Origin of the sequence: Starkeya sp. ORNL1, assembly GCF_012971745.1 — a bacterium.
Taxonomy (GTDB): domain Bacteria; phylum Pseudomonadota; class Alphaproteobacteria; order Rhizobiales; family Xanthobacteraceae; genus Ancylobacter.
In genome coordinates this window covers 742,149-756,180 of the sequence record NZ_CP048834.1, presented here as the reverse complement: position 1 = coordinate 756,180, position 14,032 = coordinate 742,149, and the positions used below count along the sequence as shown (strand labels likewise).

Annotated in this window: 11 protein-coding genes; 5 read left to right on the top strand and 6 right to left on the bottom strand. The window is 67.3% G+C overall.

The features are described from left to right. From G3545_RS03665 to G3545_RS03655, 3 genes are all read right to left on the bottom strand, one after another. Positions 1-606, bottom strand: a complete 606-nt coding sequence (locus G3545_RS03665) for an aminodeoxychorismate/anthranilate synthase component II (protein WP_170009946.1) — start codon at positions 604-606, stop codon at positions 1-3. Positions 607-697: 91 nt separating this feature from the next. Beyond that, positions 698-2,212: an anthranilate synthase component I gene (gene trpE, locus G3545_RS03660; protein WP_170009944.1), complete on the bottom strand. Its 1,515-nt coding sequence runs from the start codon at positions 2,210-2,212 to the stop codon at positions 698-700. A gap of 8 nt (positions 2,213-2,220) precedes the next feature. Beyond that, positions 2,221-4,125: a SurA N-terminal domain-containing protein gene (locus G3545_RS03655; RefSeq protein ID WP_170009942.1), complete on the bottom strand. Its 1,905-nt coding sequence runs from the start codon at positions 4,123-4,125 to the stop codon at positions 2,221-2,223. Between the two features lie 192 nt (positions 4,126-4,317). On the opposite strand from G3545_RS03655, the gene tpiA reads away from it, so the two are divergent. From tpiA to G3545_RS03635, 4 genes are all read left to right on the top strand, one after another. Then, positions 4,318-5,070, top strand: a complete 753-nt coding sequence (gene tpiA / locus G3545_RS03650) for a triose-phosphate isomerase (protein WP_170009940.1) — start codon at positions 4,318-4,320, stop codon at positions 5,068-5,070. 136 nt (positions 5,071-5,206) lie between these two features. Then, on the top strand, positions 5,207-5,596 hold the full coding sequence (secG, locus tag G3545_RS03645) for a preprotein translocase subunit SecG (protein ID WP_170009938.1): 390 nt from the start codon (positions 5,207-5,209) through the stop codon (positions 5,594-5,596). A 119-nt stretch (positions 5,597-5,715) separates the two neighbouring features. Beyond that, complete coding sequence (locus G3545_RS03640) at positions 5,716-7,344, top strand: CTP synthase (protein ID WP_170009936.1); 1,629 nt, start codon at positions 5,716-5,718, stop codon at positions 7,342-7,344. Between the two features lie 108 nt (positions 7,345-7,452). Then, the gene (locus G3545_RS03635; protein ID WP_170009934.1) at positions 7,453-8,322 is read left to right on the top strand and encodes a VOC family protein; all 870 of its coding nucleotides are present in this window, start codon (positions 7,453-7,455) and stop codon (positions 8,320-8,322) included. 228 nt (positions 8,323-8,550) lie between these two features. Here the strand turns inward: G3545_RS03635 and G3545_RS03630 are convergent, their stop codons facing one another. Both G3545_RS03630 and G3545_RS03625 read right to left on the bottom strand, forming a co-directional pair. After that, the gene (locus tag G3545_RS03630) at positions 8,551-11,184 is read right to left on the bottom strand and encodes a glycosyltransferase (protein ID WP_170009932.1); all 2,634 of its coding nucleotides are present in this window, start codon (positions 11,182-11,184) and stop codon (positions 8,551-8,553) included. A gap of 209 nt (positions 11,185-11,393) precedes the next feature. After that, entirely contained in the window at positions 11,394-11,879 is a 486-nt protein-coding gene (locus G3545_RS03625) for a hypothetical protein (protein WP_246702674.1), read from the bottom strand. Positions 11,880-12,067: 188 nt separating this feature from the next. Between G3545_RS03625 and G3545_RS03620 the strand changes: the two genes are divergently transcribed. Next, entirely contained in the window at positions 12,068-13,687 is a 1,620-nt protein-coding gene (locus tag G3545_RS03620; protein ID WP_170009930.1) for a beta-1,6-glucan synthase, read from the top strand. On the opposite strand, the gene G3545_RS03615 is transcribed toward G3545_RS03620, so the two are convergent. Further along, a complete protein-coding gene (locus tag G3545_RS03615) occupies positions 13,644-14,027 on the bottom strand; it encodes a hypothetical protein (RefSeq protein WP_170009928.1) in 384 nt (127 codons plus the stop codon). The genes G3545_RS03620 and G3545_RS03615 overlap by 44 nt on opposite strands. Positions 14,028-14,032: the final 5 nt, after the last annotated feature.

The following is a 14,032-nucleotide window of genomic DNA, read 5'->3' as shown; positions in this document are numbered from 1 at the left end:
TCACGCCGCCCGCGAACGCCGCGGCCCGGCATTCCAGGCGCGGGCAAGGTCCAGGAAGTTCTTCAATATGGTGTGGCCGTGCTCGGAGGCGATGCTCTCCGGGTGGAACTGCACGCCATGCACCGGCAATTCGCGATGCGAGAGGCCCATGATGAGGCCGTCATCGGTTTCCGCGGTCACCTTGAGTCCGGCGGGCAGCGTGTCGCGCTTGACGATCAGCGAATGGTAGCGGGTCGCCTTGAACGGGCCGTTTATGCCGCGGAACACCGTCTCGCCCTGGTGGCGCACATCGGAGAGCTTGCCGTGCATCGGCAGCGGCGCGCGGATCACGTCGCCGCCGAACACCTGGCCGATCGCCTGGTGGCCGAGGCAGACGCCGAACACGGGAATCTCCTCGGCGGCGCGCGCGATGAGATCGCAGCAGATGCCGGCCTCGGTCGGCGTGCAGGGGCCGGGCGAGATGACGATGGCCTCTGGCTTGAGCGCCAGCGCCTCGTCGACGGTCAGCGTATCGTTGCGACGCACCTCCACCTCGGCGCCGAGCCCACCGAGATAGTGGACGAGGTTCCAGGTGAAGCTGTCATAATTGTCGACGAGAAGGATCATCGTGCGCCTGCCTGCCGGGCACGCCCCGACGTTACAAGCTCTAGGGCGCGCGGCGCGGCACGGTCAAGCCGGCAGGCGAGGCGAGGGGACATCATTGCCCCCGCCCGGCGCGCGCGGCGAAACGCACGGCCTCCTCGCCGGCGCGGAACAGCGCACGGGCCTTGTTGATGCATTCCTGCTGCTCGCTCTCCGGCACCGAGTCATAGACGATGCCGGCGCCGGCCTGGACATACATGCGCCCGTTCCGCACCACGGCGGTGCGCAGCACGATGCAGGTATCCATCTCGCCATCAGCGCCGAAATAGCCGATGGCCCCGGCATAGATGCCGCGCTTGTCGCGCTCCAATTCGTCGATGATCTCCATCGCCCGCACCTTTGGCGCACCGGACACCGTGCCGGCCGGAAAACCGGCGGCCAGCGCATCGAGCGCGTCGCGCCGCGGGTCGATATCGCCCTCGACGTTGGAGACGATGTGCATCACCTGGCTGTAGCGCTCGACGAAGAAGCTGTCGGTCACCTTCACCGTGCCGATCTTGGCGACTCGCCCGACATCGTTGCGGCCGAGATCGAGCAGCATCAGATGCTCGGCACGCTCCTTCGGATCGGCCAGCAACTCGTCTTCCAGCGCCTTGTCTTCATGCGGCGTCGCCCCGCGACGGCGGGTGCCGGCGATGGGGCGGATGGTGACCGTCTCGTCGCGCAGCCGCACCAGGATTTCGGGGCTGGAGCAGACCAGCGCGAAGTCGCCGAAATTGAAATAGACCAGGAACGGCGCGGGATTGACCCGCCTGAGCGCGCGGTAGAGCGTGAAGGACGGCAGCGCGAATGGCGCCTCGAAGCGCTGCGAGAGCACCACCTGGAAGATGTCGCCGGCGCGGATATATTCCTTCGCCTGCTCGACCATCGCCTGGAATTCATCCGGCGGCGTATTGGAGACCGGCATCACCTCTTCGTGGAAGGGGTCGGCGGTCTCGGCGTTCGGCAACGCCGCATCGAGGGCGCGTATCACCCGCTCGATCCGCTCGTGCGCAGCCTCCAAGGCAGCCGTGGCCGTGACGCCGGCGTGTGGGCGCACCGGGCTGACCACGGTGAGCTCGTCGCGCACCTGGTCGAACACCACCATCACCGTCGGGCGGATGAAGATGGCATCCGGCACGCCCAGCACGTCGGGCTTGGCCTCCGGCAGACGCTCCATCTGCCGCACCATGTCATAGCCGAGATAGCCGAACACGCCGGCCGCCATGGGCGGCGAGCCTTCCGGCAGGCTGATGCGGGATTCCCGCACCAGCGCGCGCAAAGCGAGCAAAGGCGGCTCGGCACAGGGCTCGAACGCCTCCGCCTCGGTGAGCGCGCGGCGGTTGATCTCCGAGGCATCGCCACGGCAGCGCCAGATCACGTCCGGATCGATGCCGATCATCGAGTAGCGCCCGCGCGTGGCGCCACCCTCGACGGATTCCAGCAGGAAGCTGTTCGCCCGTTCGCCGGCGATCTTCAGGAACGCCGAGACCGGGGTTTCGAGATCGGCGACCAGCGTGGTCGTGACGATCTGCGCCTCGCCGCGCTCATAGGCCGCGGCGAAGGCGGCCGCATCTGGAAGGAAGCTCATGTCGCCGCTCAGTTGGCCTGTTCGCCGCCGCCGACGATCTGGTCGAGCGCGACGCGGTTGATGCGCACGCCGAGATCGGACTGCAGGCGGACCAGATACTCGGTCATCAGGTCCTGTTCCATGCGATCGCGCACCTGGTCGAGGATCTGGGCGCTCTGCGTCCCGTCGGCCGGCAGGCTGACGTCGCGCACCTGGAACAGCAGCTGGCTGTCGCCATCCTCGATCGGGGTGGAGCCGATGGCGCCCTTCTTGGCATCGAACACCGCAGCGATGGCGCCCTGCGGGATGCCTGCGGAAGCGCGGCCGCGACGGATGCCGTTCGCCCATTTCAGCTCCAGCCCGGCCTCCTGCGCGACCTTGGCGAAGCTCTCGCCGCCCTCGATCCTCTTCTTGAGGTCGGCGACGCGGGCATCGAGCGCCTTCTGCGCCTCGTCCTGCTTCCAGCGCTCCAGCACCTGGGCGCGGGCCTCCTCGAAGGTGCGGTCGCGCGGCGGGGTGATCGCCTCGACGTCGTACCAGACATAGCCGCCGGCCTGGTTGCCGGTGCCGGCGATCTGCACCGGGTCGTTCTCGGCGCCGACATCGGTGGTGAAGGCGCCGCTCAGCACATCGGTGCGGCCCGGGAAGTCGGGGGCGGCGGTGCCGTCCGCCGTCTTGCCCTGGCGGTCGACATCGAGCGTCTGGACGGTGAGGCCGTATTTGGTGGCGATCTCGGTGAGCTTCGCGCCGCCGGCACGATCATCCTCGATCTGGTCGTGCTTGTTCAGCAGGTCCTGCTGCGCGCGCTGCAACTGGAGCTGCGTGCGAATCTCGCCGGCGACCTCGGCGAGCGGCTTCACGCTGCCCGGGGTGATGGCGCCGACATGGATGATGACCGGCCCGAAGCGCCCGGTGATGACGCCGCTGGTGCCGTCCTGCGGCAGCGAGAAGGCAGCGTCCGCCACCGCCTTGTCGAAGATCTGCGCGCGGGTGACGGTGCCGAGCTCGACATCGGTCGGCGTCAGCTTGCGTTCCAGCACGATGTCGGCGAACGCGGTACCGGCGGCGAGCTTGTCGGCCGCAGCCTTTGCTTCATCGGCATTGGGGAACACGATCTGCTGGACGACGCGCTTCTCCGGCGTGCCGAAACGCGCGGAATTGGCGTCATAGACCTGCTGCACGTCGGCGTCGGAAATCTCGATGGTCTTGGCGACGACGTCGGGGGTGAGCGCCAGCACCGATATCTTGCGGAACTCCGGCGCCTTGAACGCCACCTTGCGGGCCTCGAAGAAGGCGCGCAGCGCATCCTCCGTCGGGTCGGCAATGTCCTTGGCCGGGGTCGGATTGAGAATCACATAGTCGACCGAGCGCTCTTCATTCTCGAAGCGCTGGATGCCGCTGGTCAGCACCGCCGGCAGTTCGATGCCGCCACCCAGCGACTGGATCAACTGCTGACGCAAGGCGAGCTTGCGCTCGGCACTGACGAATCGCGCCTCGGTGAAGCCGTTGGAGCGCAGCAGGCGCTGGAAATAATCATGATCGAACGCACCCGACGGGCCGAAGAAGGCCGGGTTCTGCTGGATGCGCTTCGCCAGCTCGTCGTCGGAGAGCGCGAGTCTCAGGCGCGTCGCGCGGTCGTCGAGTGCCGCCTCGCCGAGCCGCTCGCTCAGCAACTGGTCGGGAATGCCGAGCGCGCGCGCCTGGTCGGGCGCGACGCCGCGCTTGATCTGCTGGCTGATCTGCTGGAGCCGCTCCTGATAGAGCTGGCGGAACTCCGGCGCCGAGATCTCGGTCGAGCCGATGGTGGCGAGCGTCTGGCTGCCGAATCCGCGGAACACATCCGCGATGCCCCATATGCCGAAGCTGACGATCAGCAGGGCCATGAGGAGCTTGGCGACGAAGCCGGAAGCGTGCTTACGCAGGGACTGCAACATTGAATTTTCTCGTTGATCGGTAAACGCGCCGGAAGCCCCGCTCGCGAAAGGCGCGCATCATAGGGAGGGTGCCGCGAACCCGCAACGCCACCACACCGCGACGTTACCTATGGCCGCAACGTCGCACCTCCAGCGTTTGCGCGGCGCCTTACGCTCTGTTACCCCACATTATTCTATGCGTGAGGGAGACAGATGACGCGCCGCCCCCTGGTCGCCGGAAACTGGAAGATGAACGGGCTGCGTGCCTCCGTGGTCGAGCTGGAGGCGATGATCGCCGCCTATGACAGCCACCTCCAGGCCAGGGCCGAATTGCTTATCTGCCCGCCGGCGACGCTGCTGGCTTCATTCCCGGCGGTCGCCGCCGGCTCCGGGCTCGCCATCGGCGCCCAGGACTGCCATCCCGCTCCATGCGGCGCCCATACCGGCGACATCTCCGCCGAGATGATCGCGGATGCCGGCGCCGGATTCGTGATTCTCGGCCATTCCGAGCGGCGCGCCGATCATGGCGAGACTGATTCGCTGGTGCGCCTCAAGGCCGAGGCAGCGCGCCGCGCCGGCCTTGTCGCCATCGTCTGCGTCGGCGAGAGCGAGGCCGAGCGCGACGCCGGCCGGGCGCTGGAGATCGTGGTCGGCCAACTCGCCGGCTCCATCCCGGACGGCGCGACGGGCGCGGATCTGGTCGTCGCCTATGAGCCGATCTGGGCCATCGGCACCGGGCGCACGCCATCGGAGGCGGACATCGTGGAGATGCACGGCGCCATGCGCGCAGCCTTGCGCGAGCGCTTCGGCGCGGAGGCGGAGGGCATCCGCCTGCTCTATGGCGGCTCGGTGAAGCCGGAGAACGCCGGCACCATCCTCAAGCTCGAAGATGTCGACGGTGCGCTGGTCGGCGGCGCCAGCCTGAAGGCCGCCTCTTTTATCGCCATCGCGCGCGCCTATCTTTAGCCCGCAGGGCAATGGTGCGTGCTGCGCGGTCCCGGCGGGTGGAAATGGCCGGCGGGATCGTGTAGGAACCCGCCGAATGTCCGGGCGGCCGCCTCGCGTGCCGGCCCGTTTCTGGATTCGATTTCGAAGGCGTCACATGCAGACCGTACTCATCGTCATCCACCTCATGGTGGTGCTGGCGCTCATTGGCGTCGTGCTGATCCAGCGCTCCGAAGGGGGCGGGCTCGGCATCGGTGGCGGCGGCGGGGGAGGGGGCTTCTTCAGTGCCCGCGGTTCCGCCAATGTGCTGACGCGGGCAACCGCGATCCTCGCTGGCCTGTTCTTCATCACCAGCATCTCGCTCACCGTGCTCGCAGGCTGGGGCCGCGGCCCGTCCACCATCTTCACGCCGTCGGGCACCACGGCTCCGGGTCTGCCGGGCCAGCCGGCGCCGGGCGGCTCGGTGCTCGACCAGCTCAAGGGCGCGCAGCCCGCACCGACGGCGCCCGCCGCTCCGGCCGGCCCGCAGGTTCCCCAGTCCCAGTGATGGGCCGGGCGGTCGCGGTACGTCTGCGCTCGCTCAAACATCTTTACCCACAGGCGAGGGCCGGCATGATGAGCTGGCCTCTCGTCGAATCGCGTTTTTGCAGCTAGAAACCGGATTCCATGGCGCGCTACATTTTCATCACCGGCGGCGTCGTGTCCTCGCTCGGCAAGGGCCTAGCATCGGCTGCGCTCGGCGCGCTGTTGCAGGCTCGGGGCTACAAGACCCGGCTGCGCAAGCTCGACCCCTATCTGAACGTCGATCCGGGCACCATGAGCCCGTATCAGCACGGCGAAGTCTTTGTCACTGATGACGGCGCCGAGACCGACCTCGATCTCGGCCATTATGAGCGCTTCACCGGCCGGCCGGCGACGCGGGCCGACAATGTCACCACCGGCCGCATCTATCAGGACATCCTCGCCAAGGAGCGGCGCGGCGACTATCTCGGCGCCACCGTCCAGGTGATCCCGCACGTCACCAACGCCATCAAGGACTTCATCCTCTCCGGCAATGAGGGGTATGATTTCGTGCTGGTGGAGATCGGCGGCACGGTCGGCGACATCGAGGCGATGCCGTTCCTCGAGACCATCCGCCAGATCGGCAACGAGCTGCCGCGCAAGCATTGCATCTATATTCACCTGACGCTGCTGCCCTTCATCCCCTCCGCGGGCGAGCTCAAGACCAAGCCGACCCAGCATTCGGTGAAGGAGCTGCGCTCCATCGGCATCCAGCCGGACATCCTGCTCTGCCGTACCGACCGCGCCATTCCGCAGGAAGAGCGCCGCAAGCTCGGCCTGTTCTGCAATGTGCGCGAGAGCGCGGTGATCGAGGCGCGCGACGCCGACAATATCTACGCCGTGCCCTCCGCCTATCATGATGCCGGGCTCGACACCGAGGTGCTGGCCGCATTCGGCATCGAGCCGGCGCCGGAGCCGGACCTCACACGCTGGAAGCGCATCGAGGGCGGCATCCGCAATCCCGAGGGCACGGTCACCATTGCCGTCGTCGGCAAATATACCGGCCTGAAGGACGCCTATAAGTCGCTGATCGAGGCGCTGGCCCACGGCGGCATCGCCAATAATGTGCGGGTCAATCTCGACTGGATCGAAAGCGAGATCTTCGAGCGCGAGGATCCGGCACCGTTCCTGGAGCATGTCCACGGCATCCTCGTCCCCGGCGGCTTCGGCCAGCGCGGCGCCGAGGGCAAGATCCGCGCGGCGCAGTTCGCCCGCGAGCGGCGCGTGCCCTATTTCGGCATCTGCTTCGGCATGCAGATGGCGGTGATCGAGGCAACGCGAAACCTCGCCGGCGTTCCGGCGGCAAATTCCACCGAGTTCGGCCCGACCGAGGAGCCGGTGGTCGGCCTGCTCACCGAGTGGCTGCGCGGCAATGAGCTGGAGCGGCGCGGCCTGAACGACAATCTCGGCGGCACCATGCGGCTCGGCGCCTATCCCGCGCACCTTGCTGAGGGCAGCCGGGTTTCCGAGGTCTATCATTCCACCGACATCTCGGAGCGCCATCGTCACCGCTACGAGGTGAACCTTGCCTATCGCGACCGACTGGAGGCGTGCGGCATGCGCTTCTCCGGCATGTCGCCGGACGGATTGCTGCCGGAGATCATCGAATATCCGGACCATCCATGGTTCATCGGGGTACAGTTCCACCCCGAGCTGAAGTCCCGGCCGTTCGCCCCGCATCCGCTGTTCGCCTCGTTCGTCGGTGCGGCGGTGGTGCAGAGCCGGCTGTTCTGAAGGCATGTTCCGCAAAAGTTGAATGACTTTTGCGACTCCGAACATGCCTCAGCGCTTTTATCGGGCGCCGGGCGCGCCTCTCATCTGTGCGCAGCGTGAGGAGCCGCCATGGCCCGGGGTCTCGACCACATCGTCCACGCCGTGAAGGACTTAGAGGCCGCCGGCGAACTCTACGACATGCTCGGCTTCACGGTGGGCACGCGGAACCGGCATCCCTGGGGCACGCACAACCGCATCGTCCAGTTCCCCGGCTTCTTCCTGGAGTTGCTGGAGGTCGCCGAGCCGGAGGCGATCCCGCCGCACGAGGATGAAGTCTTCTCCTTCGGCGCCTTCAATCGCGATTTCCTGGCCGAGGTCGGGCCGGGCCTCTCGATGCTGGTGCTGGAGAGCAAGGACCCGGCGGCGGACAAGGCGGCGTTCGATGCAGCCGGCTCTGGTGGCTTCAAGCTGTTCGACTTTGCCCGCACCGGGCGCCGGCCGGACGGCAGCGATGTCGAGGTCGCCTTCACGCTGGCCTTCGCCCGCGATCCGGCGGCGCCCCATGCCGGCTTCTTCACCAGCCTGCAGAAGCTGCCGGACAATTTCTGGGCGCCCGATCTCCAGCGCCACATGAACGGCGTGACCGGCATTGCCGGCGCGGTGCTCACCGCCGACGAGCCGGAAGCACATCTCGCTTTCCTCAAGGCCTTCACCGGCGCCGACTTCCGCCGTGCCACCAATGGCTGGCACTTGGCGCAGACGCCGCGCGGCACCATCGAACTGATGAGCCGCGAATTGTTCGCGCAGCGCTTCGGAGCGGCGCCGGCGGCAGATGCCGGTTTGCGCATCGGCGCGGTGCGCTTCGCGGTGAAGGATATCGCCGTCACCCGCAAGCGCCTCGCCTCAAGCCGCATGACGGCGGAGGAGATCGAGGGCGTCATCGTCATCGGCCCCAAGGCCGCGCTCGGCGCGACGCTGGTGTTCGAGCCGGAGGCTTAGGCCCGGCGTCGGCCCGGCCTCCTTCCGACAGGCGTCATCCCACCCACTTTGAGACGTCATCCCGGACGGCCGCAGGCCGATCCGGGATCGCGAAAACGTTCTTCACCTTCCTACGATCCCGGCTCTCCGGCTTCGCCTACGGCCGGGATGACGTTGAATGGACGCAAGAAAAACAAAAGGCCCGGAGGTCGTCCCTCCGGGCCTTTCCGATTCAGGCGTCGAGCCGGCCTATTCCGCGATCGCCGGCGGGCGGGTGCCGGTGCGGATCGGCAGGAACGCGGCGACGCGGGCGCGCAGGGCGACCCAGGTAGCCGGGCTGTTGAGCGTCGAGCCCTCCAGCCAGCCGATCAGCGCCGCCGCCAGGAACGGCAGCCCCTGCACCGCGAGCGCGAAGGCGAAAAGGTCGATCTCCACCACCGCATGCCAGTTGGTCATGTGCAGGCCGACGGCGGAGAGCAGCAGGCCCGAGCCGATGATCGCTTCCGGCAGCGCCGGGAAGGCGCGGGCGGCGTTGGCGAGCCAGCTGCCCTTGGCGGTGCGGGCGAAGGCGAGGTCCTTGTAGCGGAAGCCGTCATAGACCGCCTTCGCCACCGTGAACTGCACTGCCATCGCCGCGAAGGCCGCGCCGAGCATGCGCACCGGCGTCGTGGCGACACGCATGCGGTACATGGCCATGAAGTGCAGTACATAGATGCCGAAGCAGAATAGGATCGGCAGGGTCAGGATGCGCTGCGGCACCGCGATGCCGAGGCCGAGCACGAACGGCACCCAGGCGAGGCTGAGAATGGCCACCAGCGCGCCGATGCTTTCCGAGCCGAGCCAGCTCATCCAGCCGATGGCGAACTCGCGGCGCTGCGCCGAGGTGAGGCGCGAGGCGTTGGGCAGCAGGCGGCGCCAGTGCTTGCGCACGATCTGCATGCCGCCATAGGCCCAGCGATGGCGCTGCTTCTTGAACGAGGCGAAGTCGTCCGGCAGCAGGCCCCAGCCATAGCGCGTATTGGTGTAGTGGCTCTTCCAGCCGCGCTCGATGATCGAGAGGCCGAGGTCGGTGTCCTCGCAGATCGTCTCGCTCGACCAGTCGCCGGCCTCCACCATGGCGGCGCGGCGCATCAGGCACATGGTGCCGTGCACGACGATGGCGTCATGCTCGTTGCGCTGGACCATGCCGATGTCGAAGAAGCCGGCATACTCAGCGTTCATCGCCTCGTGCATCAGGCTCTTCTCGGCGTCGCGATGGTCCTGCGGCGCCTGCACGATGCCGACCGTCGGGTCCTCGAAGGCCGGGACCAGGTCCTTCAGCCATTCCGGGCTCACCACATAGTCGGCGTCGATGATGCCGATGATCTCGGCGTCGGGCGCCGTGTGCTGCATGGCGATGCGCAGCGCGCCGGCCTTGAAGCCCGCGATCTTCGGCAGGTTCAGGAACTTGAAGCGGTCACCCAGCGCGGCGCAGTGCGCCTCGATCGGTTCCCAGAAGGCGGGATCCGGCGTGTTGTTGATGATGACGATGCATTCGAGGTTCGGGTAGTTCAGCCGCGCCACGCCGTCGAGCGTCTGCTTCAGCATCTCCGGCGGCTCTTTATAAGCCGGGATGTGGATCGACACTTTGGGCGTACGGGTCGGCAGGCCGGGGGTCGCGCCGGTAAGCAGTCGGCGCGGCGTGCGGCCGAAGGCGACAGTGGCGAGTTCCTCGACGCGATAGAGCATGACGATGACGAGCGGCACCAGCAGCACGACGCTGGCGACGAAGGTCACCTTGTTGCCGCCCATGACGTAGTGCGTCAGCCAATGGTCGGTGACGGTGGCAAGCCACGCGCCGACCAGGCAGGCCGCACCCGACATGACCGCGGTCTGGGCCACGGTGAGGCGCTGCATCCGGAAGATCGGCACGCAGAAGGCGAAGCCGAGCAGCACCGCGAGCAGGGCGGTCGGCATGTAGTTGGACGGGGTGATCGGGCCGGAGAGCGGGAATTTCAGCTGCCGGTCGGCATCCATCACGCCCCAATACTGGCCGACGCTGCCTTCAAAGCTCTTCCACGGCGCGTCGAACGCCTCGACGATGTTGTAGTCGATGCCGAGCCCGTCCGCCCGCGCGGCGAAGGTGCGGATGACATTGGCCTGCAGCAACTCGCCCGGCACCGCGGCGTCGCGGTTATAGCCCGCGCTCGGCCAGCCGAACTCGGCGATGACGATGCGCTTGCCGGGATAGGCGGCGCGCAGCCGGTCATAGATGCCGATGGTGCGATCCACCACCTGGTCGGCGGGTACGCCTTCCCAATAGGGCAGAATGTGCGCGGCGATATAGTCGACGGCGGAAACCAGTTCCGGATGGTCCAGCCAGACGTCCCAGGTTTCACCCGTGGTGACCGGGACATTGGTCTGCTGCTTCACCTTGCGGATGATATCGATCAGCTCGGCCGGGGTCTTCTCCGCGCGCAGGATCGACTCGTTGCCGACCACCATGCCGATGACGTTGGAATTCTTGCGCGCGGCATCGACCGCGTTGGCGATCTCGTGCGCGTTGCGGGTCTCGTCCTTGTCGATCCAGGCGCCGACCGTGACCTTCAGGCCCTTCTCGGCCGCGATCTTCGGCACCAGCTCTAGTCCGCCGGTGGAGGCGTAGGTGCGCACGGCGCGCGTATAGGGCGCGACCGCCTCGACGTCGGCGCGGATCTGCGCCTCGGTGGTGGCCTGACCCTTGTCCGGATTGGTTCCGCGCCCGTAAGGCGCGAATGAGAAGCTGGCGAAGCGGTCGGGAACAGCCGGCGCCGAGACTTCTTGGCGCATCGCAAGCCAGACGAAAGCATGCACGGACGTGACTACCGCGACCACGGCGGCGGCGACACGAACAGCGGGGCGCATGGACCTACCCACAGAAGGAGAAGGAGAGATGATGGTACCTATAGTCCAATTTTGACGCTGGTGCAGCATGACCTACTGCGGCGCCGCGAGAATCTCGCTGCCGCACATGCTGATTTCCGCCGCCCCAACGCGTTCAACCGGATATTTGTTCCGCTCTGTGGCGGCCGCATGTCGGACACGCGGCTGCGCCATGAAATCATTACGCTAAATCATTGCGCCGGAGCGGCCGCCGGGGCGCTGGCCGTGGCCGGCGGCGGCGCGTCGGGATTGACCCAGCACGCATGGACGCGCCCGGTCAGCTTCTCCTGCGACTTGGCATCTATGTTGCCCTGCCGCACGAGGCAGCGGAAGGCGATCTTCAGGTGCTCCATCGGGCAGCCGAAGCGTTCATAGAGCTCCATGTGGCGCCGCGCGGTGTCGATGTCGTCGCGCCACAACAGCATGGCGATGCGCCGTCCGCTCCACACGCACTCCGGCAGGCCGGCATTGCCGGGAAGCTTTGCCGCCTCGGCGAATTCCTCCACCGAACGGCGCTGCGCTTCCTGCTGCTCGGCCGCCTGCTGGTCCGCAGGCTTCTGCTCGCCATTGTTCGATTGGGCGCCGGCAGGGAGCACGCCGACGGCCGCGAGAAGGAATCCGCCAGCGAGGAGGGCGGCGAGAGGACGTACCGAGCACACCATGATGAAATTCGTCACGCATAAGAGAGGGAAGTCGGGACACTAGGAGAAGCTATTGATTTTGTCAGCATGACGACGTGTCGTACGTGCAGGTGCACGGATGGTTGCAGGATGCGGTGGTGCGACGAAGCGCCTTTCCGCAGACACACGCTCCGGGCTACAAGACGCATCCTGCCAGATTGCCAGACTTCCCGGAGATGTTTCGCATGCGCCTGCCACTCGCGCTCGCCGCACTTGTCATCGCGGCGATCGGTGCCGTCTGGGCATGGCTCGGCCACCCGGTTCCCGCTCCGGCTTCGCCGCTCGCCGCCGGCGACAAGCTGCCCTGCGTCTCCTATGCGCCGTTCCGTCCCGGCCAGTCGCCCTTCATGGCGGGGCTGATGATCCCGGCCTGGCAGATCGACGAGGATTTCGAGCGGCTCGCCAAGATCACCAAATGCGTGCGCACCTATTCCACCGAGATGGGGCTCTCCGCCGCGCCAGGTCTCGCCCGCAAGCACGGCCTCACCATGCTGCAGGGCATCTGGCTCGGCGGCGAGAAGGAGAAGAACGCCGTCGAGATCCGCGAGGCGGTGAAGGCGGCGAACGAGAACACTGACGTCATCACATCCGTCATCGTCGGCAATGAAGTGCTGCTGCGCGGCGAGATGTCGGCTATCGACCTTGCCGCCACCATCCGGGACGTCAAGGGGCAGGTGAAGGTCCCGGTCACCTATGCCGACGTCTGGGAATTCTGGGAGCGCAATCGCGATCTCGCCAACGCGGTTGATTTCGTCACCATCCATATATTGCCGTTCTGGGAAGACGTGCCGGTCTCCGCCGACAAGGCGGTCGCCCATATCGACGCCATCCGCTCGCACATGGGCGAGGTGTTCGCCGGGCGCGACATACTGATCGGCGAGACCGGCTGGCCGAGTGCCGGGCGGATGCGCGAAGGTGCCGAGCCGTCACCCTCGAACCAGGCCGAGGTCATCCAGGAACTGCTCGCGCTGGCGGTGCAGAAGAATTACCGGGTGAACGTCATCGAGGCGTTCGACCAGCCGTGGAAGCGGGCGCTGGAAGGCACGGTCGGCGGCCATTGGGGCTTCCTCGACGCCTATTCGCGCGACTTCAAGTTCGCCTGGGGCCAGCCGGTCTCCAACCATCCGGCCTGGATCGTCCAGGCGCTGGGCGGCATGGCGCTGGCGCTCGCCGTATTCGGCGCAGCCTGGTGGACGCAGCGCCGCAATACGGGCGAGCCGCTGAGCGGCGGCGAATGGGGCGCGGTCGCCGGCATCGCGCTCTTCGCCGGTCTCACCATCGGGCGTGCGGTTGCGGCGGCGCCAGTCGAGAGCCTCGGCTTCGGCGGCTGGCTGCGCAGCATCGTCATGCTGGCGCTCGGGCTCGCTGCGCCGCTGCTGGCGGCGGCGGGCGTCGCGGCGCGGGCGCGCATGGTCGCGCTCTCGACCTTCCTCGATCCGGCGCAATGGCGCACCTCGTCCCGCATCGAGCTGGCACTCGCCGGCGCGCTGGGGGTGAGCGTGGTGCTGGCGACGCAGATCGCGCTCGGGCTGGTGTTCGACCCGCGCTACAAGGACTTCCAGTTCTCCGGCCTGACCCCGATCATTGCCGCCTTTGCCTTCTACGCCTTTGCGGCGCCGGGCGGCATTGCTCGCGAGGACCGCCATGCGGAATGGATCGCCGCCATCGTCCTGGCCGTCTCGGGTGTCTATATTGCGCTGAACGAGACCCTGGCCAATTGGCAGGGCCTGTGGACCGGCGCGCTGCTTGTGCTGTTCGGCCTCACTCTGTGGCGGAGTGCTGCGGGCGCGCAAACGAAACGATGAGCAGCCCTGCGGCCAGCGCTGCAAGGTTGCCATTATAGAGCACGACGCCGAGCGCGCTGGCGACGAGCGCAAGAGTGAAAACCAGCGTCGAGGGCCGGATCAGCTGGAGCGTTGCCAGCACCAGCGCCACGATGCCGAACACCGAATAGCTGTGCAGCGTCAGCACCACGCGCCGCACCGCGCAGGTGCCGGTCTGCAGGCCGGCCTCGCAGGCTAGCCCGACCGCGGACGGCTCCAGAACGGCGTAGCGCATGTAGGCCGCCCAGCCGAGCGCGCCGACGCCGAGCCCGACGACGAGGTTGCTGATGCGGGGGCCGGGCAGGAAGCTGCGTCGCGACACGTTTC

What these genes read in the sequence shown, in the direction of transcription:
- G3545_RS03665 (WP_170009946.1), bottom strand. Translation starts at nt 606, where the DNA reads ATGATCCTTCTCGTCGACAATTATGACAGCTTCACCTGGAACCTCGTC.
- trpE (WP_170009944.1), bottom strand. Translation starts at nt 2,212, where the DNA reads ATGAGCTTCCTTCCAGATGCGGCCGCCTTCGCCGCGGCCTATGAGCGC.
- G3545_RS03655 (WP_170009942.1), bottom strand. Translation starts at nt 4,125, where the DNA reads ATGTTGCAGTCCCTGCGTAAGCACGCTTCCGGCTTCGTCGCCAAGCTC.
- tpiA (WP_170009940.1), top strand. Translation starts at nt 4,318, where the DNA reads ATGACGCGCCGCCCCCTGGTCGCCGGAAACTGGAAGATGAACGGGCTG.
- secG (WP_170009938.1), top strand. Translation starts at nt 5,207, where the DNA reads ATGCAGACCGTACTCATCGTCATCCACCTCATGGTGGTGCTGGCGCTC.
- G3545_RS03640 (WP_170009936.1), top strand. Translation starts at nt 5,716, where the DNA reads ATGGCGCGCTACATTTTCATCACCGGCGGCGTCGTGTCCTCGCTCGGC.
- G3545_RS03635 (WP_170009934.1), top strand. Translation starts at nt 7,453, where the DNA reads ATGGCCCGGGGTCTCGACCACATCGTCCACGCCGTGAAGGACTTAGAG.
- G3545_RS03630 (WP_170009932.1), bottom strand. Translation starts at nt 11,184, where the DNA reads ATGCGCCCCGCTGTTCGTGTCGCCGCCGCCGTGGTCGCGGTAGTCACG.
- G3545_RS03620 (WP_170009930.1), top strand. Translation starts at nt 12,068, where the DNA reads ATGCGCCTGCCACTCGCGCTCGCCGCACTTGTCATCGCGGCGATCGGT.